This window comes from Flavobacterium petrolei (assembly GCF_003314435.2).
In the GTDB taxonomy this organism is placed as follows: domain Bacteria; phylum Bacteroidota; class Bacteroidia; order Flavobacteriales; family Flavobacteriaceae; genus Flavobacterium; species Flavobacterium petrolei.
On the sequence record NZ_QNVY02000005.1, the window covers coordinates 69,024 to 91,585 of the forward strand.

20 protein-coding genes are annotated in these 22,562 nt (G+C 33.6%); 11 read left to right on the plus strand and 9 right to left on the minus strand.

The window, feature by feature from the left end; all coding sequences use genetic code 11:
• The first annotated feature begins 3 nt into the window (after window positions 1-3).
• From DR871_RS13645 to DR871_RS16455, 7 genes are all read left to right on the plus strand, one after another.
• A complete protein-coding gene (locus DR871_RS13645) occupies window positions 4-1,410 on the plus strand; it encodes a CIA30 family protein (RefSeq protein ID WP_113666752.1) in 1,407 nt (468 codons plus the stop codon).
• Window positions 1,411-1,583: 173 nt separating this feature from the next.
• Entirely contained in the window at window positions 1,584-2,285 is a 702-nt protein-coding gene (locus DR871_RS13650; protein WP_317125689.1) for a glycoside hydrolase family 16 protein, read from the plus strand.
• A gap of 27 nt (window positions 2,286-2,312) precedes the next feature.
• Complete coding sequence (locus DR871_RS16450) at window positions 2,313-4,115, plus strand: carbohydrate binding domain-containing protein (protein ID WP_165355341.1); 1,803 nt, start codon at window positions 2,313-2,315, stop codon at window positions 4,113-4,115.
• Window positions 4,116-4,282: 167 nt separating this feature from the next.
• Entirely contained in the window at window positions 4,283-6,583 is a 2,301-nt protein-coding gene (bglX, locus tag DR871_RS13660) for a beta-glucosidase BglX (RefSeq protein ID WP_113666754.1), read from the plus strand.
• A 6-nt stretch (window positions 6,584-6,589) separates the two neighbouring features.
• On the plus strand, window positions 6,590-7,345 hold the full coding sequence (locus tag DR871_RS13665; RefSeq protein WP_113666755.1) for a glycoside hydrolase family 16 protein: 756 nt from the start codon (window positions 6,590-6,592) through the stop codon (window positions 7,343-7,345).
• A 342-nt stretch (window positions 7,346-7,687) separates the two neighbouring features.
• On the plus strand, window positions 7,688-8,272 hold the full coding sequence (locus DR871_RS13670) for an RNA polymerase sigma factor (protein ID WP_091171946.1): 585 nt from the start codon (window positions 7,688-7,690) through the stop codon (window positions 8,270-8,272).
• 52 nt (window positions 8,273-8,324) lie between these two features.
• Window positions 8,325-8,468 (plus strand): hypothetical protein, encoded by a 144-nt coding sequence (locus DR871_RS16455; RefSeq protein ID WP_165151563.1) that lies wholly within the window; start codon window positions 8,325-8,327, stop codon window positions 8,466-8,468.
• 116 nt (window positions 8,469-8,584) lie between these two features.
• On the opposite strand, the gene DR871_RS13675 is transcribed toward DR871_RS16455, so the two are convergent.
• A complete protein-coding gene (locus DR871_RS13675; protein WP_113666756.1) occupies window positions 8,585-9,235 on the minus strand; it encodes an endonuclease III domain-containing protein in 651 nt (216 codons plus the stop codon).
• Between the two features lie 88 nt (window positions 9,236-9,323).
• Between DR871_RS13675 and bcp the strand changes: the two genes are divergently transcribed.
• Complete coding sequence (bcp, locus tag DR871_RS13680) at window positions 9,324-9,776, plus strand: thioredoxin-dependent thiol peroxidase (RefSeq protein WP_113633377.1); 453 nt, start codon at window positions 9,324-9,326, stop codon at window positions 9,774-9,776.
• A 148-nt stretch (window positions 9,777-9,924) separates the two neighbouring features.
• On the opposite strand, the gene DR871_RS13685 is transcribed toward bcp, so the two are convergent.
• Window positions 9,925-11,385: a TonB-dependent receptor gene (locus DR871_RS13685; RefSeq protein ID WP_113666757.1), complete on the minus strand. Its 1,461-nt coding sequence runs from the start codon at window positions 11,383-11,385 to the stop codon at window positions 9,925-9,927.
• A gap of 94 nt (window positions 11,386-11,479) precedes the next feature.
• Here DR871_RS13685 and DR871_RS13690 point away from each other — a divergent pair, with 94 nt between their 5' ends.
• Together DR871_RS13690 and DR871_RS13695 are read left to right on the plus strand one after the other, a co-directional pair.
• Window positions 11,480-12,244, plus strand: coding sequence for an MBL fold metallo-hydrolase (locus DR871_RS13690; RefSeq protein WP_113666758.1), 765 nt, complete (start codon window positions 11,480-11,482; stop codon window positions 12,242-12,244).
• Window positions 12,245-12,255: 11 nt separating this feature from the next.
• Window positions 12,256-12,756: a hypothetical protein gene (locus DR871_RS13695; protein WP_113666759.1), complete on the plus strand. Its 501-nt coding sequence runs from the start codon at window positions 12,256-12,258 to the stop codon at window positions 12,754-12,756.
• Window positions 12,757-12,814: 58 nt separating this feature from the next.
• Here the strand turns inward: DR871_RS13695 and DR871_RS13700 are convergent, their stop codons facing one another.
• From DR871_RS13700 to DR871_RS13715, 4 genes are all read right to left on the minus strand, one after another.
• Window positions 12,815-13,462 (minus strand): alpha/beta hydrolase, encoded by a 648-nt coding sequence (locus DR871_RS13700; protein WP_113666907.1) that lies wholly within the window; start codon window positions 13,460-13,462, stop codon window positions 12,815-12,817.
• Window positions 13,463-13,467: 5 nt separating this feature from the next.
• A complete protein-coding gene (locus DR871_RS13705) occupies window positions 13,468-13,809 on the minus strand; it encodes a hypothetical protein (protein ID WP_113666760.1) in 342 nt (113 codons plus the stop codon).
• Window positions 13,810-13,813: 4 nt separating this feature from the next.
• Window positions 13,814-15,067 (minus strand): dihydroorotase, encoded by a 1,254-nt coding sequence (locus DR871_RS13710; RefSeq protein WP_113666761.1) that lies wholly within the window; start codon window positions 15,065-15,067, stop codon window positions 13,814-13,816.
• A gap of 110 nt (window positions 15,068-15,177) precedes the next feature.
• On the minus strand, window positions 15,178-17,106 hold the full coding sequence (locus DR871_RS13715; RefSeq protein WP_113666762.1) for a BatA domain-containing protein: 1,929 nt from the start codon (window positions 17,104-17,106) through the stop codon (window positions 15,178-15,180).
• A gap of 182 nt (window positions 17,107-17,288) precedes the next feature.
• Here DR871_RS13715 and DR871_RS13720 point away from each other — a divergent pair, with 182 nt between their 5' ends.
• Window positions 17,289-18,401 (plus strand): lactonase family protein, encoded by a 1,113-nt coding sequence (locus tag DR871_RS13720; RefSeq protein ID WP_113666763.1) that lies wholly within the window; start codon window positions 17,289-17,291, stop codon window positions 18,399-18,401.
• Window positions 18,402-18,523: 122 nt separating this feature from the next.
• Here DR871_RS13720 and DR871_RS13725 read toward each other — a convergent pair whose 3' ends face one another.
• The 3 genes from DR871_RS13725 to DR871_RS13735 all read right to left on the minus strand — a co-directional run bounded on the left by DR871_RS13725 (window position 18,524) and on the right by DR871_RS13735 (window position 22,517).
• On the minus strand, window positions 18,524-19,876 hold the full coding sequence (locus DR871_RS13725) for a DEAD/DEAH box helicase (protein ID WP_113666764.1): 1,353 nt from the start codon (window positions 19,874-19,876) through the stop codon (window positions 18,524-18,526).
• 87 nt (window positions 19,877-19,963) lie between these two features.
• On the minus strand, window positions 19,964-20,335 hold the full coding sequence (locus DR871_RS13730; protein WP_113666765.1) for a response regulator transcription factor: 372 nt from the start codon (window positions 20,333-20,335) through the stop codon (window positions 19,964-19,966).
• A gap of 10 nt (window positions 20,336-20,345) precedes the next feature.
• Window positions 20,346-22,517 carry a DUF4838 domain-containing protein gene (locus DR871_RS13735; protein WP_113666766.1) on the minus strand — a complete coding sequence of 724 codons (2,172 nt, stop codon included), beginning with the start codon at window positions 22,515-22,517 and terminating at the stop codon, window positions 20,346-20,348.
• Window positions 22,518-22,562: the final 45 nt, after the last annotated feature.

The window sequence follows — 22,562 nt, forward strand, 5'->3', positions numbered from 1 at the left end:
AATATGAAAAAGAGTAACTATAGAGATTCAAAAATCATATTCCTACTGGGATTGATACTCATTGTAACAGTTGGATGTGAGAGAGAGCTTTCCGATGATGTTGAGTTTGCAACGTTTCCTAAAACAGCTGAAGTTTTTATCGATGGTTTTAGTGGAGGTTTAAATTATTTCCCCTTTAGTGGTTCAAAAGCAAATGCATTTACAGTAGACCAAGAGGTAAAATATAAAGGTACGGCATCAATGCGATTTGACGTTCCTACAGTAGGTGATCCTAATGGTGCCTTTGCAGGGGCAATTTTTCCGGATGCTACGGGACGTGATTTATCGGATTATGATGCATTGACTTTTTGGATTAAATCCACACAAGCAGCAACGTTAAATGAAGTGGGTCTTGGGAATGATTTTGGGGCGAATAAATATTTAGTCACAATGACTAATGTTCCTTTATCTACAAATTGGACTAAAGTTATAATTCCTATACCTGATGCTACTAAATTGACGCTTGAAAAGGGGATGTTTTGGTATGCTGAAGGAGCTGAGAATGGTAATGGATATACTTTTTGGATTGATGAATTGAAATATGAAAAATTAGGGACTGTTGCACAGCCAAAACCTGCTATTTTTAATGGTGTTGATAAAAAGGAAAATAGTTTCATTGGTTCAAATGTTACAATTGATGGTCTGACTCAAACTTATAATTTGGCTTCGGGTATAAATCAAACTGTTTTGGCAGCACCTTCTTACTTTAAATTTAGTTCCTCAAATGTTGAGGTTGCAAGAGTTAGTGAGTTAGGAATCGTTACAATTGTTGGATTTGGTACAGCCAAAATAACCGCTGCTGTAGCAGGTGTTAAAGCGACAGGTTCCTTGACAATTGAAGCTTCTGGTGGTTTTGGTTCTGCACCTGTGCCAACTCAAGCAGCAGCTAATGTAATATCGTTGTTTAGCAATGCTTATACAAATGTACCAGTTGATTTTTTCAATGGATTGTACGATGGTTCAACAACTAAAACGTCTGATATAAAAGTTGGTTTTGATAATTTTAAATATTATTCGGATTTAAATTATGTGGGTATTGAGTTTAAAAATCCTGCAATAAATGCGACAACAATGGGTTTTCTTCATTTAGATATTTGGACCGCAGATACAACAAATACGCCTTTTATAGTCAAAATAAGAGATAGAGGCGCTAATGGTGTAATTGATACCAATGTTTTTACAGGAGGACCAACTGTAGATGATAAAGAAATATCATATACAGTTCCAGCAAATCAAATAACTCCTGGACAATGGATTTCAATAAACATTCCGTTAACTGGTGATATTGCTTCGCAAAAGGGAAATTTAGCACAAATTGTTTTTGTAGGCGATATAAATTTTTTACTTGATAATCTATATTTCTATAAATAATTTATTGGTTTTAATAAATAATAAAAACACTTAAGATGAATAAAATAAATCAACTTAAAATAAGAGCACGACAATTATCCATAATACCTTTTTATGTAGTTTTTTCCTTTTTTGTGTTCCCTAGTTGTTCAACTGATGAGAAGCAAACGGTAGCAACATTTAATAATTTGGTAATGTCTGATGAGTTTGATGTTAATGGTAAACCAAACAGCGAAATTTGGAATTATGATATCGGAACTGGAAACAATGGTTGGGGAAATGGGGAGTTGCAATACTATACAGATCGCACTGAGAATGTAACAGTACAAAATGGCGTTCTGCTTATTACTGCAAGAAAAGAATCTTTTAATGGTTCTTCCTATACTTCTGCAAGATTGTTGACTAAAGGTAAATTTGAACAAGCTTACGGTCGGTACGAAGCCCGTATAAGAGTGCCTTATGGCCAAGGGATATGGCCGGCTTTTTGGTTATTAGGTGCTAATTCCGATACTGTTATTTGGCCACAATGTGGCGAAATAGACATTATGGAATATCGCGGACAAAATCCCACAACAATTTTAGGAACAGTCCATGGTCCAGGTTATTCAGGAGGAAATTCAATATCAAAAAGTTATAATCTTTTAAATGATCGTTTTGATACTGGTTTTCATGTCTATGGCATAGAGTGGGGACCTGAATATATTAACTTCTATGTAGATGATGTGTTATATAATCAAATTACACCTAGTGATGTGACAGGCGAATGGGTGTTTGACAAACCTTTTTACATCATCATTAATTTGGCTGTAGGAGGCTCTTTTGTTGGTTCTCCAAATAGCGAAACGGTCTTTCCACAAACTATGTTAATAGATTACGTAAGAGTTTACAAAAAATAACACCAATTAACCCAAAATATAATAATTATGAAATACTTAATCAATAGCGCTAAGCAAATTGCAATTTTGATCTTAACGATATGTTTATTTGGATGTACAAATGATGACTCCAAATATCCTAAAGTAGTTGCCGGATTCACTTACACAGTAAATCCAGCAACAGGAACAGTTACATTTATAAATATCTCAGAGAATTCTAAAAACTACGAATGGGATTTTGGAGATGATGAGACTTCTACTGAAATAAATCCGATAAAGTCGTATGCTGCCGGTACATATACAATTGTTTTAATAGCAAATAATGTAGCAGGTGGTTCGGATACGTTTGAGGACGAAATTACCATAACAATTCCTACCACTCCTTGTACTACTGAAGCATTAGAATCAATAAATGCCGCAACTTTAAATATGACATTTAAAACAGAACCTGCAGCAGGAACTATTATAAATGATGGAGCTGATTTTGCATGGGTGTCAAACCCTAGTTTCGATAATGCATTAAATAGTTCATGTAAAGTGGGTAAAATCACAAAATTAGGAAACAATCCTTGGGATAACACACAAATTAATTTAAATGCCAAATTAGATTTCAATACCAACGGAGGATTGAAAATGAAAGTTTATTCGGCAAAACCTGGTTTTAAAGTTAGAATTAAATTAGAAGAAATTGGTAATCCAAATAATAACACAGAATTAGAAGTACCTACAACAAAAACAAGTGAGTGGGAAGAATTAACGTTTCCTTTTGCAGCTTCTCAAACCAATAAGTTTAATAAAATAGTTCTTTTCTTTGATTTGAATGCAAATAATAAAGATACTTACTATTTCGATGATCTTAAAGTATATGCAGGAACTGGTGGTGGAGTTACTCCTGGCGCATTTGATGATGGTTTATTAACTAATGGTAATTTTGAAAGCGGTAGCAGCTCTTGGATTATTGGAGTTGGTACTGATCCTGCTCCAGTTAAAACTGTAAACGGTGATACTTTTTATTCGGTAAACGTGACCGCTGCAGGAAATTCTTATGATGTCAATGTAAGTCAGAAATTAGCGATAGTACAAGGTGCAACATACACCTTGAGTTTTGATGCATGGTCAGATAGAGCAAGATCTATCATAGCAGGAATAGGATTGAGTGGAGGAGATTTTTCTAATACGGTTCAGACAGTAAACATTACTACAACTCGCACGAAATACACAATTACTGTAACCGCGAGTAACTTTGGTGCAAGCGATGCACGTGTATTGTTTGATTTAGGTGCAGCAATTGGAGAAGTAAATATTGATAATGTATCCCTATTTTTACAAGGTTCAGGAGGAGGTACTGGTGGGTCAGGAACGACTACAGGATTAGCACAAAATAGTGATTTTGAAACTGGGGCGCTTTCTGGATGGATTGTTTTTCAAAATGGAGGTACTGCAGCTTTAGATAATACAACAAGTAATAATGGTGGTACATGGTCAGGTAAATTAGTGACAAATGGGCCAAGTAATCCAGCCTTTAAACAAGAAGCTGTTGGTGCAGGAACAGTAAAATCTGGTGACAAAATAACAGTTAAGTTTGATGTTAAAGGTTCTATTGTACAACCAGGTGCTGTATTTAATGTTCTACTTTTTGGTGAAGGTGCTGCTGGAGCTTCGTTTACACATGTTTTCAATCCAACTCCAACTTTAACTTCATCATGGACAACATTTACGGGTACTTATACAATACCTTCAAATGCTGATGTCTCTAAAGGATTGTCGTTCTTAATTGAAGCAGTTTGTGGTGGTGATGCAGGGTGCAAAGTAACTGCTAATATCGATAACGTTTCTGTGACTATTAATTAAACTGTTGTTTAAATAGTTAAAGTGTACGTTTGCTATTTCAAAAAAGAATATAATCTTAGTTGAGACTAGTGTTTTTTTACAAGTTTAAAACTATAATAATTTGATATGATGAAAATAAAAAGGTCGAAATTTATTTCGGCCTTTTAAGTGTAAAAAAATGGATAAAGATGAAAAATAAATTCCTGATAGCATCATTTGCTGTAGCAACTCTATTAGTTGCCGGATGTAGTAATAAAATATTGAAATCTTCTGTTTCTTATTCCAAAGAAAATGTTTTAGAGACAAAAGTAGATTCAGTTCTCCAACTGATGACTTTGGAAGAAAAAGTCGGGCAACTCAATCAGTATAACGGGTTTTGGGATATTACAGGTCCAACTCCAAAAGAAGGTCAAGCGGCCAAAAAATACGAGGACTTGAAAAAAGGTTTAGTCGGTTCAATGCTGAATGTCAAAGGAGTTAAAGATGTTAAAGCATTACAGAAAATAGCGGTGGAACAAACCCGATTGGGAATTCCTTTGCTTTTTGGATTTGATGTTATTCACGGTTATAAAACGATCAGTCCTATTCCGCTCGCTGAAGCAGCAAGTTGGGACTTAGAAGCGATGAAAAAGTCGGCAGCAATTGCAGCTGAAGAAGCCGCTGCTGTTGGATTGAACTGGACTTTTGCGCCCATGATTGATATTTCCAGAGACGCCCGATGGGGACGCGTTATGGAAGGCGCCGGCGAGGATCCTTTTTTAGGAAGTAAAATTGCCGTTGCTCGTGTACAAGGTTTTCAAGGGGAAGATTTAGCCGCTGTGAATACTATTTTGGCTTGCGCCAAACATTTTGCAGGATATGCTTTTGCAGAATCAGGAAGAGATTACAATACAGTTGATATAAGCGAAACTGTGTTGCAAAATACCATTTTTCCACCTTTTAAAGCAGCCGTTGATGCAGGTGTGCGAACGTTTATGAACTCTTTTAATGAATTGAATGGAATTCCCGCAACAGGAAATGCCTATTTGCAAAGAGAAGTTTTAAAAAGAGATTGGAAATTTGATGGTTTCGTAGTTTCGGATTGGGGTTCTATCAACGAAATGATTCCGCACGGTTTTGCTAAGGACAGTAAACAAGCGGCTGAAATAGCGATTAATGCAGGTTCAGATATGGATATGGAATCCAGTGCATATGTGGAACATTTGGTTGCATTAGTCAAAGAAGGCAAAGTCAAAGAAAGCGTTATTGATGATGCTGCAAGACGAATTTTGAAAGTTAAGTTCGAATTGGGTTTGTTTGATGATCCATACAAATATTGTGATGAAAATCGAGAACTGGCAACCGTTGGAAAAGCGGCCTTTCATGAAGGAGTTTTGGATATGGCCAAAAAGTCAATCGTGCTTTTAAAAAATGAAAAGGAATTATTGCCTTTAAAAAAATCAGGTCAAAAAATCGCATTAATTGGTGCTTTGGCAAATGATAAAACGAGTCCTTTGGGAAGTTGGAGAATCGCAGCTGATGATAATTCGGCAGTTTCTGTTCTGGAAGGATTACAAAAGTACTCAGAAAATCAACTCACGTATGTAAAAGGCGCTGATGTAACCGAGGGAAGAACCCAATTCATTTGGGAAACTAAAATCAATACGACGGATAAGAGTGGATTTGCAGAAGCTATTGCCGCTGCAAAACAAGCTGACGTAGTAATTATGGTTTTGGGAGAACACGGTTTGCAATCAGGTGAGGGAAGAAGCAGAACCGATATTGGTTTACCGGGTGTTCAGCAAGAATTATTAGAAGCAATTTATAAAGTCAATCCTAATGTTGTTTTGGTTTTAAATAATGGTCGTCCATTAGCGATTCCTTGGGCTGATGAAAATATTCCTGCAATAGTCGAAGGATGGCATTTAGGAACACAAAGCGGAAACGCAATTGCGCAGGTTTTATATGGCGATTACAACCCAAGCGGAAAATTGCCAATGACTTTCCCGAGAAATGTAGGTCAGATTCCTATTTATTACAATTATAAAAATACGGGAAGGCCAGTTATGAACGAACCCGAAAGTGTGTTTTGGTCGCATTATATCGATGAAAAAAATACGCCTTTGTATCCTTTTGGTCACGGTTTAAGTTACTCTAAATTTGAATATTCGGATTTACAATTATCCTCCAATAAATTTTCTAAAAATGGTAAAATTGAAGTTTCTGTAAATTTAAAAAATACGGGGAAAGTTGCCGGAAAAGAAGTGGTTCAATTGTATATTAGAGATTTGATAGGAAGTACCACACGTCCGGTAAAAGAGTTGAAAGGATTTGAAATGATAGAATTACAACCCAACGAAACCAAAAAAGTGGTGTTTACAATCGATGAAAAAACAATTGAGTATTTCACGGCTAATAGAAAATGGGAAGCAGAAGTTGGAGATTTTAAAGTATTCATTGGAGGCAGTTCAATAACAAAGTTGGAAGGAGATTTTCAATATTCTAATTAAAACATAATGAAGAAAATAATAGTATTACTGCTTGTGGTTAATTTTTCTTTTGCGCAACAGAACAAACGAAAACTGGTTTGGGAAGAAAATTTCAACGGTAAAATTTTAAACGAAAAGAGTTGGAATTTTGAACTTGGTGATGGTTGTCCTAATTGCGGTTGGGGCAACAAAGAAAGACAATTGTATACGAAACAGAATCACAAAATTGCTAAAAATAAATTGGTCATTACTGCTAAAAAAGAAGGAGATAAATATACTTCGACACGCATTACTACCAAAGGCAAAAAAGAGTTTCAATACGGTCGTTTTGAGGCAAGAGCGAAGTTGCCGGTCGGTCAAGGAGTGTGGCCTGCTTTGTGGATGTTAGGTTCTAATATAAATGAAGTTGGCTGGCCTAAATGTGGTGAAATCGATATTTTAGAATACATAGGGAAAGAGCCAAATATGGTTTTTACTTCTTTGCATACGCAGGACAGCCATGGAAATACTATAAATACCAAGAAAACAAGATTTGATAATATTGAGGAAGGTTTTCACATTTACGCTATGGAATGGACGAAAGACAAAATCGATTTTTATGTGGATGATACTTTAGTGTACACGTTTCAGCCTGAAAATAAAACAGAGGCAATTTGGCCCTATAATCAGCCTTTTTATTTTATTGTTAATATGGCAATAGGAGGAAACTTTGGTGGTCCAGAAGTTGATGACAATATTCTACCGCAGGATTTCATAGTTGATTACATCAGAGTCTACCAATAATGGTACACAAACAGTAAAATAGTTGGAACTAAAATGAGGTTTGATTCTAATCGATTAACAATCAGACTTTATTTTAGTTTTTTTATTTTTAAGAATTTCTTGACATAAATTATTCTTTTTTATTCAACGGCATGCTATTTGTGTAGTAAATGTGAAAAAAAGAAGAAAAATTTTAACAAATTTTATTCATGATATGTTAATTTTAATTAATTTTACTTGCATCTTAAAATAATATTTAGTTAAATTTGAAAACTTAACGAACGTAATCCAATTTAGCCTATAATAGAAAACTACTTTTTAGAGAAAACTCTCCAATTTTAATTAAAACTAAAAAGTATTATTATGGTTAATATACAACTCCCAGATGCGTCATTAGTTAAGGAATATGTCGCAGGTAATGAGGATGCCTTAGCTAAACTAATAAAAAGGCATGAATCAAAAATCTATGGATTTATTTATTCTAAAATCCCCGACAGAGATATTACCAACGATATTTTTCAAGATACTTTTATCAAAGTGATTAAGACTTTGAAATCAAACTCCTATAATGAAGAAGGTAAATTCTTGCCATGGGTAATGCGTATTTCCCATAATCTGGTTGTTGATCATTACCGAAAAACTAAAAAAATGCCCATGTTCAGAGAAACGGAAGAATTTTCTATTTTCTCAATTATGTCTGATGATTCCTTGACGATAGAAAATAAAATTATATCGGAACAAGTAGAAATGGATTTGAAGAAATTAATTGAAGAACTTCCAGCGGATCAAAAAGAAGTTTTAGTGATGCGAATGTATCAAGACATGAGTTTTAAGGAAATCTCGGAATCTACCGGAGTGAGCATCAATACCGCCTTAGGAAGAATGCGTTATGCTTTGATGAATTTGAGAAAAGTAATTGATAAACACCAAATTGTTTTAACCAATTAACAATATCTTGAAATTTGCTGCGTTGTAATAGAAAACAAATATGTATTACTTTATGGCAAAAACTTACTCAAAAAAATCATTAGTTTATCAAACGATGAAACCAAGTAAAGAAACAATTTCTTTTTTATTAGGCTATTCCAAAGCGTTAACCATAATAAAAGTAGATAATAAGAGTTTCGAAATTATTTCGAATTAGAATTGTATTGATTGATTGATAAAAAGTCAGTTTTTACTTTTCTAAAGGGTAATAACAAACATAAAAAAAACCGCTGATTCTTAATGTGAATCAGCGGTTTTTTGTGTTTAGATAACTTATTTTTTATAATATGCATCGAGTACCGTTTTTCGGCCAATCGTTTTGGTAATAATATCTTTTTCTAAATCCCACCCACGAGCCGGAGAATATTCTCTTCCGTACCAAATAATTTGAAGATGCAGGTCATTCCAAATTTCCTCAGGAAAAATCCGTTTGGCATCTTTCTCCGTTTGGACTACGTTTTTACCATTGGTTAAATTCCAGCGGTACATCAAGCGATGGATGTGTGTATCCACAGGAAATGCAGGGACTCCAAACGCTTGCGACATCACGACACTGGCCGTTTTATGTCCTACTGCAGGTAATTCTTCTAGAAATTCAAAACTTTGGGGTACTTTTCCTCCATGTTTGTCAATTAAAATATGTGATAATCCATGAATTCCTTTTGATTTCATTGGCGATAAGCCACACGGACGAATAATTTCCTTTATTTCCTCCACAGACATTTTTATCATATCATATGGATTATCTGCTTTTGCAAAAAGTAAAGGCGTAATCTGATTTACTCGCACATCTGTACATTGTGCTGATAACAGAACAGCTATTAATAATGTATATGGATCTTTATGATCTAGCGGAATTGGAATCGTAGGGTATAATTCTTTTAACGTATTTATAACAAAAGATACACGTTCTTGTTTATTCATTATTCATTAAATTTGATTGTAAAGAAAAACAATTTCAACTGCAATAGCAATATTCAAATTCAATTCAAATAAGTAAAAAATACAAATAATGACAACATTAAAAAAAGGAGATAAAGCACCTAATTTTTCAGGCGTAGATCAAGACGGGAAATCACATCAATTAGCGGATTATTCAGGAAAAAAATTAGTCGTTTTCTTTTATCCAAAAGCAAATACGCCGGGATGTACTGCTGAAGCTTGTGATTTAAGAGACAATTTTGAGCGATTTCAGGCTAATAATTACGCGTTGTTAGGTGTAAGTGCTGATTCAGCGAAAGCTCAAGCGAAATTCAAAGACAAGTATGAATTTCCTTTTCCATTACTTGCTGATGAAGATAAATCTGTAATTCAGGCTTTTGGAGTTTGGGGACCAAAAAAATTCATGGGTAAAGAATATGATGGAATTCACAGAACCACTTTTGTAATTGATGAAAAAGGAATCATCGAAGAGGTGATTTCTGATGTAAAAACGAAGGCGCATGCAGCTCAAATACTTAAATAAGTATTTGTGTTACGTTTTTAGGAGTTAGTTGCCAGTGGAATTTAATTAAGTTTCTAAAACTGAACTTAGATTTTGATGGACAAAGAAAAGTCCAGAGTTGAGGTAATAATTAACCGCAATTCTGGACTTTTTTTATGATTTTAATCTACTAGTTGCTTTCGTTCAAGACTTTATTTGGATCAAATCCAAAAAGTCTGTGTTCTTTAATTATTTCTGCAATACCGGAAGGAAGCATATGTTCCCAACCTGGTTTTCCATGATTAATCATATTCAAAACTTCACGGGAGAAAACTTCTAGAATTGAAGGGTCATAATCGTCAATATCAACTACTTTGCCATTGAATTTAAAGAATTTATAAAGTTCTTTCATTCTTGGATGTACTTTCAAATTTTCGGATGTAATTATTTCTCCATTTTCACCAATCATTGGATACAAGAATACTTTCATATCGCGGTAGAATAATTTTCCAAAAGCTTCCAGAATTCCACCACTTAAATGTCGGTAATATTTCTCGTCAAAAATATCTATTAAATTATTTACGCCCATGGCTAATCCCATTCGGGCTTTTGTATAATTTGCAAAATACTCCACCACTTTATAGTATTCCTGAAAGTTTGAAATCATTACGGTTTGTCCAAGAGAACACAATAATTCAGCTCGATCCATGAAATCTCTTTCATCAATTTCACCATCGGAACGAAGATTTGAAAGTGTGATTTCAAAAACTACCAGTGTATTTTCAGCATTTACTTTATTCTCGTTCAAGAACATTTTCAATGATTTCTCATACATGTCCATGTTTACTTTTGTAACCGGACGAAAACTTCCTCTAAAAGCAAGTATGTTCTTTTTATATAATATAGCTGCAGGAAGTATGTTTTTTCCATCAGGATTAAACATTACCGCATCGGTCATTCCGTTTTTGACTAATTGTAAACTCATCAAACGATTGTCTACATCAGCAAAACGAGGACCTGAGAAATTTATCGTATCAATTTCTAGTTGATCTTTATCTAAATGGTCGTATAAATAACGCAAAAGACGTTTGGGATCGTTGTATTTGTAGTAAGCGCCATAAATTAAATTTACACCAAGGATTCCAAGAGTTTCCTGTTGCAAACGAACATCAGTTTCTTTAAAACGAATGTGAAGAATAATTTCGTTGTAATCTTCGTCTGGTTCAATTTGGTAACTTATTCCAACCCAGCCGTGTCCTTTAAATTGTTTGGCAAAATCAATTGTGGCCACGGTATTGGCATAACTAAAAAACATTTTGTTAGGATGTTTTTCTCTACTTAGTCTTTTTTCTATTAGGTTTACTTCATGAGAAAGCATTTTTTTAAGTCGGCTTTCAGTGACATAACGGCCATCTTCTTCAATACCATAAACGGCATCACTAAAGTCTTTGTCATAGGCTGACATTGCTTTTGCGATTGTTCCGGAAGAACCACCAGATCTAAAAAAATGTCTTACAGTTTCCTGTCCAGCTCCAATTTCAGCAAAAGTTCCATAAATATTTTCGTTCAAATTGATACGAAGTGCTTTATCTTTAATTGAAGGGATTTGTTGGATGATTTTATCACCTTTTAATTTTATTTCTGTATCCATTTTCTTTTAATATGGCTAATATTTTGCAAAGTTAATGAAATAGGTTTCTAATGAAAGAGAATTAACCCTATTTTTGCAATTAAAATAAAGAAAGTTGAAGGTATATTTTTTAGGAACTGGCACGTCACAAGGGATTCCTGTTATTGGGAGTAATCATCCCGTTTGTAAAAGCACTGATTTTAAAGATAAAAGACTACGAGTTTCGGTGTGGATTTCTTGGGGAAATTACTCTTTTGTTATTGATTGCGGACCTGATTTTAGACAGCAAATGCTATCCTCCAATTGTCAGAAAGTAGACGGAATTCTTTTTACCCACGAACATTCAGATCACACTGCAGGAATTGATGATATTCGTCCTTTTAATTTTAAACAAGGTGAAATCCCAATTTACGCACATCAAAGAGTGCTCCATAATTTGAGAAAACGTTTTGATTACGTTTTTGAAACAGTCAATAAATATCCGGGTGCGCCATCTGTGGAAACTATCGAAGTGGTCAATAATCAATCCTTTTCTATTGGAAATAAAACAGCTGTTCCCATAAATGTGATGCATGGAAATCTTCAGGTTTTTGGGTACCGAATTGATGACTTTGCCTATTTAACAGATGTGAAAACTGTTGAAAACAGTGAAATTGCAAAGTTGAAAAATCTAAAAGTATTGGTTATAAATGCTTTGCGGGAAGAACCCCATGATACGCATTTCAATTTGAAAGAAGCCTTGGATTTTATAACTTTGGTGCAACCCAAAAAAGCATATCTCACTCATATTAGTCATATTATGGGATACCATGAAGAAGTTCAAAAAAACCTTCCGGATAACGTCTTCTTGGCCTACGATAATTTAGAAATTACAATTTAATTTTAACTACAATGAAAAAATCATTATTCCTTTATCTAACTATTTTGGCTGTTCTTTCGACTGTTTTTACCTACATGTTCTTAAGTAAACAGGTGATATTTGAACAAAATAGATACGATAAAACTACAAAAAAATTAAGAGACAGTTTAAGCTTAGTTTCGAATCAGTTGGTAGATGCCAACTATTTTTCTTTAGAAAAGAATGAAAATGCCCAAAATTATTTTGATTCAGGAAATGGAGATAAAATGATTCAATTTGAAAAATTAATTCCTGTTGTTACTGAAAAATTAATGGATTTTAACGCCAATCCAAAAGGAAATCCTTATACCGGTCAAGACCAAATTGGGACTAATAAATTTATTATTAACAAAGTAAAAATACTAAACCACAGATGGATTATAGCGGATTATAGTGATGGTGAAATTTGGGGCGAAGTTTTGTTAAAATACTTTGTCAATCCTGATGAAAGCATTTCTTTTGAAGTGAATCAATCGCTGTTGTATCAGAAATAAATAAGCAGTCACAGTTTTCAGATAGTATACCCTGAAAACTGCGACTGATTACTGAAATTTATTTTTCCTGAAGCCAGTTTTTGAAGTCATAAAAATTCTGTGGAGCAACTCCATGGCCAATTGGATATTCTTTGTACGTTATATTTATTCCTAATTTCTGTACTATTGCCGGCGTTTTTCTTGCCCATTCTACTGGAATTACCTGATCTACTGTTCCGTGTGAAGCAAATATTTTCAGATTATTAAAGTTGTTTTTGAGGTAATCCTCAGCTACAATTTCTAAATTCAAATACCCGCTCATAGCTACTACTTTCTGAACTTTTTCAGGATAAGAAAGTGCAACTGCGTAACTCAAAATAGCGCCTTGGCTGAAGCCAACTAAAGCAATTTGTTTCTCATCAATTGGATAATTGGCAATTAACTCATCAATAAATCCAGCTATTAAATCCCTAGAAACTTTAGCTTGTTCGTGGTCAGAAAATTTGTTTTCGTCCGCATCAAAGTTAATGGCGTACCAAGCAAAAGCACCGTATTGCATATCATAAGGCGCACGCGCTGAAATAATGTAATATTCTTCCGGAAGTTCAGTGGCAAATGAAAATAAATCTTCTTCATTGCTTCCGTATCCATGCAATAAAAGGATTAGAGGATTCTTGTCTAATTTTATTTTTGGTTCTCTTATTTTGTATTCTAAAGATAAATTCATTGTAGTTATGATATGTTTGATAGCCATTTTTGATAATAAGCCCCTAATAATGGAACTGGTTTTGTTTCTCCTTTTATAGCACTTGTAATGCCATACGACCATAAAACAAATACGAAAATCCACATGGGAGCGGATATCATCAAGCTGTCAAAATTGCTGATGATTAATCCCAATGATATGAATGTTAAGGTCAGTCCCAGTCCTTGACGGATGTGAAAGGAGGCAAATGCATTTTTATCCTCTGAGTTTATTGACATCGCTATGAAAACGCCAATTCCTAAAATATAACTAGTAATCGCTGCAGTTTTACCTGACTCAGAATTATTATTATTATTATTATTATTCATTTTTCTATGCTAAAATTAATTTTCCTTGATTCACAATTCCGTATACTTTCCCTTTTATTTCAGCACCAAGAAAAGCAGAATTTTTAGATTTGGATAAAATAGATGATTTTGTAAAAATGCTTTTTGGTTCTGGATTAAATAAGGTAATATTTGCTTTTGAACCTTCATTAATCGTTTCTGTTTCGATTCCAAAAGTTGTTTTTCCGGATGTCAATTTATCTATTACAGTTTCTAATGGCAATACAGTCATCAAAGCTCCAAAAGTACTTTCCATTCCAATTGTTCCATTTTTGGCACCGTCAAATTCCATTTTCTTATGTTCGATGTCCATCGGATTATGGTCGGATGTTATCATATCAATCGTTCCATCTTTGATTCCTTTCAGCAATGCTTTTCTGTCGGTTTCAGTTCTTAGTGGTGGCGAAACTTTATAACGGGTATCAAAACCTTCCAGTTTTTCATCGGTTAAAACCAAATGATGTACAGCAGCACTGCACGTTACATGTAGTCCATTGGCTTTAGCCTCTTTGATTAATTGAACTGATTTTTTAGTGGAAATTGTTGGAATGTGAAGTTTTCCTCCGGTGTATTCTAACAGGAATAAATTTCTTGCGATTTGTAATTCTTCGGCAAGATTTGGAATTCCTTTTAAACCTAATCGGGTTGAAACAATACCTTCATTCGCTACTCCATTTCCTTTTATATTTTCGTCTTGGGAAAAAGCAAGAATCAATCCATCAAAATCCTGAACATATTGTAAAGCGATTTTTAGCAAATTAGCATTATCTAAACTTTTATTATAATCACCAAAAGCAACTGCTCCTGCATTTTTCATGTCATACAATTCTGCCATGTCTTTTCCCGCACTTTCTTTGCTCAAAGCGCCAATAGGATACAGTTGAGTTGCAGAACCTTGTGCTTTATTCAAAACAAAATTCACTTGAGATTGATTGTCAATAATAGGGAAGGAGTTGGGTTGTAATGCAATTGCTGTAAAACCGCTTTTAGCAGCAACATTGAGTCCGTTTGCAATGGTTTCTCGGTCTTCAAAGCCAGGTTCTCCTAGAGAAACGCTGCTGTCAAACCAGCCTTGTGAAACATGTAAATTATCAAGTTGTAATTCGTCTACTTTATCTGGATTTGGAAGTGATGTTCCAATTTTTTTTATAAAACCATCAACAATTAAAATATCTGCAGTCTTATTATGAAACGGACTTTTCGAATCGATTATTTTGGCGCCTCTGATGATTAATTTCATATGTAGATAATATTTGTTTTTTTAATGGAATATGGAATTCGTATTACTGTATTAACTCTTGCAACCAAACTCATTTCAAATTGAGTTTTAAAGTATTTGACTTACGTTATTTACTTCACGAATCGTATAATTGCCATTTCGCTAATCAGAAATAACAGTGCAAAGATAACAAACCATTTCCAAATTTGATTGTCAGTTCTGTCAGTTTGTAAAGTATCAAATAGCGATGGGATGGATTCGATTGTTTTATAGTCAGAAAGAATATTGTCATTGGCTGAAGCCAAATCACTTTCAGTTCTGTTATAATTAAAACTGATGTTTTCAACCCATTCTTTTTTATTGAAAATGCTAAAGTTTCCAGCTTGTTCCGGATAATCATTGAAAGTCATTTTGACTTTATTATTCAGAATTTGTTGGATAGGAATGAATTGTTCGTCCGAGCCTTTTACCGTTAAAATAGCGTCTTTATTTAGCGATACTTCTGTCAAGTGTGGATTGTTATTCCCAATTGTCAAAGCATTTACACCGTTGTTTTGAATGTTCATCGCCATCTTGTAAAAGGTAGGCACAATTAATGGAGATTGCTGAAAATTAGAATTTTCGGTATTGATAGGAGCTGCAAAAACGGCAACTGCTGAAACCGAATTTGCTATCGATGTCAAGAAAACACTTTGGTCTTCATAAGATAAAGCAGCAGGACTTGAACTTGATAATACGAACGATTTTTTTGTTTTTGGATATTGAAAATTAGTCACTTTGTTTTCAAAAACATTATTGAATATAGGATGATTGAAGTTGATTTTAGTAATCAGTTTTTCTCTCTTTTCTAAAGAATTGAATCTCAGATTTCCAAAATTCGAAATAAAAGAATTCAAATTGGTAACAGAACTTATCGCTGAAGGAATCACAATTAGATTTCCGCCTTTTTCTACAAAAGATTTCAATGTGGTTGACAAAGCCTGAGGGATTTCATCTAATTCATTGAGAACAATTGCGTCCTGTTCCTCCAGTTTATTGTAGTCTAAAGCACTTAAAGTATAATTGTTAAAATTGAATTCTTCACTGGTGTAAATTCGGGAAAGGAAGTTGCTTTTTGCCGGTTCTCCAATGCTGATAATATTGGTTTTCTTAGTTTTAGAAATACTAAAATACAAGGTGTTATCATAAGACAAACCATTATCAGCTATCGAAAAATAACCATGAAAAGCTTGTTTTGGAATCGTAAAATTGAGGTTTTTTTTCTTTGTTTCTAAAGTTAATATCGTTTTAGCAATAAGCTTATTTTCATTGTATAGAGAAATTGGAATCGGTTTGAAATCATCTCCATAACCGGATATTTGGACGCTAATTTCATAAAAATTGTCCAATGTTTTATTGATGAAAACGCTGTCAATAGAAACATTGTTTTTTTGTTCTGCTTTTGGGATTATAAATAAAGGAGAATCAGTTACATCACTATTTTTCAATTGTTTTTCATCAAGACCAATAGCATCGGTAATGATAACGATATCTTTTTTAAAAGCTGATTTATGCGCTTTTATTTTGGCCATTATATTGTCCAATTGGAACGGAGTGGCGCTGTATTTTAGATTTTGCAGAGCACTACGAACCGACTTTATATCCGTGTTCCAATAATTTTCGGAATTGGTGAGCAAAGAAAAATTAACGTTTTCCGGAGTTTCTTCTAGTAATTCCTGAACAGCTCTTTTTAGCAATTCGCCTTTTTTGCCTTTGGCTTGCATACTAAAAGAATTGTCCAAAATGATATACAATTCATTGTTGGCATTTTTGCTGTCTTTGGACTCAAAAAAAGGCTGCGTAAATGCTATAATAATACAAGTTAGTAGCAATAAACGACAGGTGAGAAGCAGCCATTTCTTGATTTTAGAGCTTTTTCTGGTTTGAATCGAAAGTGCTTTTAAGAAACGAACATTAGTGAAATATTCTTTTTTGAAACGGCGTAATTGAAATAAATGAACCAAAATTGGAACAATCAACAAGAACAGAAAGTATAAAATTTCGGGATGTTTAAAATGCATTCTGAGGTTGAGTTTACTTCACTGGATTTTATTTTCAATGAAGTTCATTGAATTTCGTGAGTCAAAAATACAAATTTGTTGACAGTTTTGGTTGAAGTTGTTATAATTTTTCAAAGGAATAAACAATTGACATTCATTATGGATATAATGTGTATTTTAGCTTTTCAATAAAATTTAAAAACATGAAAAAGCCGTTTGCTATTGTTCTACTAATTTTCATTTTTACAAGTGTTCAGGCACAAAAAAATAAATTCAATTTACTGATTGGAACCTATACTCAAAGTTGTGACAGTAAAGGAATTTATGTGTATGAATTTGATTCGAAAACAGGTGATTTTAGTTTTAAAAATGCTACTGAAAAGGTTATAAATCCAAGTTATTTGACGGTTTCAAAAGATAATAATTTTGTTTATTCCGTAAATGAGTTTGGTGCTGAAAGTTCGGTAAGTTCTTTTAGTTATAATCCAGCAAGCGGAAAATTAGAATTAATCAACAAGCAAAGTTCGAAAGGTGCTGATCCTTGTTACATTATAAACGATGATAAAAATGTAATCGTTGCCAATTATTCTGGTGGTAATATTTCTGTTTTTGGTAAAAATATCGACGGAAGTCTAGCTGAAGCAAAGCAAGTGATTCAACATTATGGAAAAGGGATGAATACGCAAAGACAAGAAGGTCCACATGTGCATATGGTTCATTTTTCTCCAGATAAAAAGTTTGTTTTGTCTAATGATTTAGGGAATGACAAAGTGTATTCCTATGCCTATAATCCTAATGTTGCAAATACTGTTTTAGAATTAAAAGATAGTATTTCAGTGAAATCGGGTAGTGGACCCAGACATTTAACTTTTAGCAAAGACGGGAAATTTGTTTATTTATTACAGGAACTTGACGGAGCGTTAACGGTATTTAGTTACTCAAACGGAATTTTAGAGAAAATCGATGAAACGACTATTTTAGCTAAAGATTTCAAAGGAAAGTTTAGTTCTGCGGATATCCATATTTCGCCTGACGGGAAGTTTTTATATGCTTCTAATCGTGGTGAAGCCAATAATATTACAATTTTTAAAATTCTAAAAAACGGAAAATTAGTATGGAAAGGAGAAACCAGCACTTTAGGAAAAGGACCTAGAAATTTTGCGATTGATCCAACAGGTAATTTTCTTTTGGTAGCACATCAATATACCAATGATGTGGTGATTTTTAAAAGAGATAAAAAGACCGGATTACTTACTGATACTGAAAAAAAAATAGCATTATGCGCTCCGGTTTGTTTAGTTTTTACTAAGAATTAAACTTGAGAACTCAATATAATTCACAAAAAAAACGGGTTGAAAATGTTTCCATTTTTAACCCGTTTTTATATTTTATCTTGTGTCCCAGATGATTTAAAAATATCAGGATTTAGAACTGAGGACTATCTATTCTTGTCTTTTCTCTTTTTGTCTCTGGTTTTTAGCATATTTCTATTCACAGAACCATGAGTTTTCTTTTTAGTGACACCAGGTCCACCTAAATTGACTTTCTTGTTCTTTTTACTTTTCTCTTGAAAAGCGCCATCTCCATCAAGTTTCTGTTTTTTCATCAAAAACTTAATTGGCTGTCTGTCTTTTTCAGGCTCTATTAATTTGGATGAAACTTCAACGGTTTCTGGGAAAGGTTCAATTGCCAATTCCATATTCATCAGTACTTCGACCTCTACTTTGAACTCTTCTTCGCGAGGCGCAATAAAACTTATGGCGGTTCCTGAAGCATCGGCACGACCTGTTCTACCAATTCTGTGCATATACAATTCGGGCATTTCGGGCATTTCAAAATTGATTACGTGTGTAATATTTGAAATGTCTAAACCTCTGGCCATAATATCTGTGGTAATTAAACCACGTAAATTTCCTTCTTGAAAGGAAGCCATCGTGCTCAAACGATAATTTTGTGATTTATTAGAGTGAATTACTCCAAACTGACCGTCAAAATCTTCTTCGATTCGCTCGAGAACCATATCCGAAATCTTTTTATTATTGACAAATACCAGAACACGACTCATGTCCTCGTTATTTTGCAACAAGTGCTTTAGAAGGTTTATTTTGGTATTGAAATTAGGAACTTGATAGGATAATTGTTTGATGTTTTCCAATGGTGTTCCTGAAGCAGAAAGCGTAACTTCTTCCGGATAATCAAAATAATCATTCAAAATTGCATCTACTTCATCCGTCATCGTAGCCGAAAAAAGGATGTTTTGACGTTTTTTTGGCATCATCGCTAAGATAGCCGTCAATTGCGTACGAAATCCTAAATTTAGCATTTCATCAAATTCATCAATTACTAGTTTTTGCATTTCTTCAAAACGAATGACATTGTCCAGTGTTAAGTCCATGATTCTTCCTGGAGTTCCCACAAGTATGTCGCAACCTTGGTAAACGGTGGTTTTTTGAGTATTAATATTGACACCACCAAAAATTCCAATAGTTCTAACCGACATGTATTTGGTCAGTTTTTCAACTTCTTCCACAACTTGAACTACAAGTTCACGTGTAGGAACCAGAATCACTATTTTTGGAGTATGTCCGGGAGTAAATTTATATAGTTTTAACAAAGGCAATAGGTAAGCAAATGTTTTACCGGTACCGGTTTGAGCGATTCCCATCATATCTCTTCCGGACATGATCACAGAAAAAGTTTTTTCCTGAATTGGAGTGGGAGTAGTAAATCCTAAATCATCAATCGCTTTTTGTACGGATTTCGGAAGGTTGAATTGCTCAAAAGTAGTCATTTGCTTAAATTTTTTGCAAATATAGTCTTTTTGAAAGTAATGCTCAAAATCAACATTTTTCAGAGGCTATTTAGCTTCATATTTGAATTAATAATTTAATAATCGCTTCACTCTCAATACTAATTCGTTTGGATTAAAAGGTTTTGCAATGAAATCATCGGCACCAAGTTTAAATGCTTCGCTAACAGAATGTTCCTCTTCGCCTAAGGCAGATAATGCAATTATAGCTTTATTTTTGTAATTACTTTTTACAAAGCTAATTACTTCTAATCCTGATTTATACGGTAATAATAAATCAGTGATTACCATGTCAGGATTTATGGTGTGTAATTGTTCAATAGCACTTAGACCATCTCTAATTACGCTCAACTGATATCCTTCCTTGTTTAATATAAATGTGAGGATTTTAATCATTAACTCATCATCTTCAATAATTAGTATTTTTTTGTCGCTATTCATTTGAGTTATTTTATTTGTTGTAAAGTTCAATCTCATCAATCATTACCATCGGTTTTTTGTTTTTCCGTTTTCTCCAATTTGGTAAATCTTCCTGATTCTGCACGACTAATTTTATTTTTTCAAAAGTGCTGAAACTTTTATCCACAATCTCTATTTCACTACTTTTTACTTCATAATTTTCTATTAAATTTGCTAATTTTTTTTCAGTTATCAGGTTCCATTTTTTGTTTTTATATCCAAATATTGTGATTTTCTGTGGTAGAAAAATCCAACTTCTTTGGTTATCTAAAAAGTGCATCTTAATAAGATTAAAATCTAAATTTTTTGTAATTATTTCTATTTCAGGATTGTTTCCATACCATCCAATCCAATTGATGTTATAATCTGTGTGTCCAGTTATTCCATCAACAAGTCCAGCACTTCCTTTACCTGAGTATTCCGTTGATGATGGTGTCAGAATATTAATTTCTAGTTTTTCTCCAAGATGTGCTGCCGTATTTTTAGTTATTTCCAGCCAATTCTGGTAATATTGGTCAGGAGACAATCCATCTTCGCTCAGTTCGTAAATTCCAAATTCATTGCACGCCTCAGCAAATTTCGACACCCTTTCAGTTAAGCTGGGTTTTACTTCTTTTTCACCATTGGCATTGACGATGAACATCCCATGTTGTTCTTTCCCGTAATACTTGGATTGCTCAAAAAACACATATTCTAATGCAAGACGTAATTTTTTTATTCGGGAATATAAAATGGGGTCTTCATTCACTGACATGGATGCTTCTTCCAGTAATTGATCATATTGTACCATCGCTTTTGGAGATAGGAAGGTATTTCTACTTTGAATAGGTCCAGAATAAATGTCTAAAGTGCGATTCGAATTTTCTTGGTTTTTGGACAAAAGATTTAAATATTCTTTAATTGAAGAGGCAGCATTTCCGTAAAAACCTCTTAAGAAGTCATCGGTAGTTGCTTCGATATCTATTTCAGTATCCCATAATAATTTTGCTAAAAGATACTGTCGTAATTCCGAAAAATCTCCGGGAACATCAGCGTAACCTTGTACAAATAATCCTTTGACATTATTTTTTTTGAAAAGTTTATAATTATCTGAAAACGTATGCACGTTAGGAAAAGGAGATAAATAGTTTGAAAATTGCACGGTATAGTCCCATAAATATAAATTGGAAGCTGTTTTCCCCCAGTTTTGTAATATTTTTATAAAAGGTTTATTTTCAGTATCATTCTGTATCGATTTTCCTCGGTTTAATTCTATAGGGCAAAATAAAGTGTAAATATTTGATTGGATTTTTAAATTAGTTGGTGCTTTGAAGGTGTGTTGGTACGCCAGTGTAGCAATTTTTGTTTTCGGAAAATGTTTTGCAATTTTATTCAAAAAAAAATACAGAGAGCCTTGCGGTCCTCCATGTTTTTCATTCAATGATTTGCATTTATCGCACTCACAATATACAGCATCATCATTTTGACTGACTGATATAAATGATGCTTTAGGATTGTCAGCAATAATTTGAGTCATTTTTTTTATTACCGTATTAACGACAGTTTCGTTAGTCATACAAAGTGATTCCGGTCTTCGTTTCCCCTCGTATAAAGCAAAAAATTCAGGATTTGTTTTGAAAAATTCTTTTGCTGGTAAAAGTATATGAAATGAGTGTCCCCAAATACTGAAATCGTCTAAATGCCAATCTAATTTGTGCCAATCGCGAAAATCTTCATCAAAAGCATCTGGATAAAAAAGTACCCGATATTCAAATGAAGGATTATGTATTTGGGTTGTGTTTTTTGGAAAAACTACACGGTTTAATTTTGGAATATAAAGATCTTTCGAAGTAAATTTTCTAAATCCCCAATTTTCAAGTAAAGTATAAACGGCGTATCGAAGCAGTTTTTCACTGGCTGCAGCCAAAAAAATAGTGGTATCATCACTTTTGATGCTAAAATTATTTTTGTCCTTTTTATTTTTCGAATTTGTAATTTCGAGATGAATAGCTGCATTCAATTTTCCATTATTTTCGCTAATACCTTGAATGATGAATGGATTAGAAAAGCTTTTGTCTAAATACTTTTTTAAAATGTTTGCGGCTGGTTTTGCATTTTCGTTCATAATTTGAATAGCATTTTCCTCCCCAGGTTTATTCTCAATTATAATGTTAGATTGAGCCATAGTTTTGAAGTTAAAAAGAACCAAAAAAAACAGAAAGTAAATCAA

Bases quoted from the DNA above. Each gene is read 5' to 3' on its own strand.
- DR871_RS13645 (WP_113666752.1), top strand. From the start codon at position 4: ATGAAAAAGAGTAACTATAGAGATTCAAAAATCATATTCCTACTGGGA.
- DR871_RS13650 (WP_317125689.1), top strand. From the start codon at position 1,584: ATGTCTGATGAGTTTGATGTTAATGGTAAACCAAACAGCGAAATTTGG.
- DR871_RS16450 (WP_165355341.1), top strand. From the start codon at position 2,313: ATGAAATACTTAATCAATAGCGCTAAGCAAATTGCAATTTTGATCTTA.
- bglX (WP_113666754.1), top strand. From the start codon at position 4,283: ATGAAAAATAAATTCCTGATAGCATCATTTGCTGTAGCAACTCTATTA.
- DR871_RS13665 (WP_113666755.1), top strand. From the start codon at position 6,590: ATGAAGAAAATAATAGTATTACTGCTTGTGGTTAATTTTTCTTTTGCG.
- DR871_RS13670 (WP_091171946.1), top strand. From the start codon at position 7,688: ATGGTTAATATACAACTCCCAGATGCGTCATTAGTTAAGGAATATGTC.
- DR871_RS16455 (WP_165151563.1), top strand. From the start codon at position 8,325: ATGGCAAAAACTTACTCAAAAAAATCATTAGTTTATCAAACGATGAAA.
- DR871_RS13675 (WP_113666756.1), bottom strand. From the start codon at position 9,235: ATGAATAAACAAGAACGTGTATCTTTTGTTATAAATACGTTAAAAGAA.
- bcp (WP_113633377.1), top strand. From the start codon at position 9,324: ATGACAACATTAAAAAAAGGAGATAAAGCACCTAATTTTTCAGGCGTA.
- DR871_RS13685 (WP_113666757.1), bottom strand. From the start codon at position 11,385: ATGGATACAGAAATAAAATTAAAAGGTGATAAAATCATCCAACAAATC.
- DR871_RS13695 (WP_113666759.1), top strand. From the start codon at position 12,256: ATGAAAAAATCATTATTCCTTTATCTAACTATTTTGGCTGTTCTTTCG.
- DR871_RS13700 (WP_113666907.1), bottom strand. From the start codon at position 13,462: ATGAATTTATCTTTAGAATACAAAATAAGAGAACCAAAAATAAAATTA.
- DR871_RS13705 (WP_113666760.1), bottom strand. From the start codon at position 13,809: ATGAATAATAATAATAATAATAATAATTCTGAGTCAGGTAAAACTGCA.
- DR871_RS13710 (WP_113666761.1), bottom strand. From the start codon at position 15,067: ATGAAATTAATCATCAGAGGCGCCAAAATAATCGATTCGAAAAGTCCG.
- DR871_RS13715 (WP_113666762.1), bottom strand. From the start codon at position 17,106: ATGCATTTTAAACATCCCGAAATTTTATACTTTCTGTTCTTGTTGATT.
- DR871_RS13720 (WP_113666763.1), top strand. From the start codon at position 17,289: ATGAAAAAGCCGTTTGCTATTGTTCTACTAATTTTCATTTTTACAAGT.
- DR871_RS13725 (WP_113666764.1), bottom strand. From the start codon at position 19,876: ATGACTACTTTTGAGCAATTCAACCTTCCGAAATCCGTACAAAAAGCG.
- DR871_RS13730 (WP_113666765.1), bottom strand. From the start codon at position 20,335: ATGAATAGCGACAAAAAAATACTAATTATTGAAGATGATGAGTTAATG.
- DR871_RS13735 (WP_113666766.1), bottom strand. From the start codon at position 22,517: ATGGCTCAATCTAACATTATAATTGAGAATAAACCTGGGGAGGAAAAT.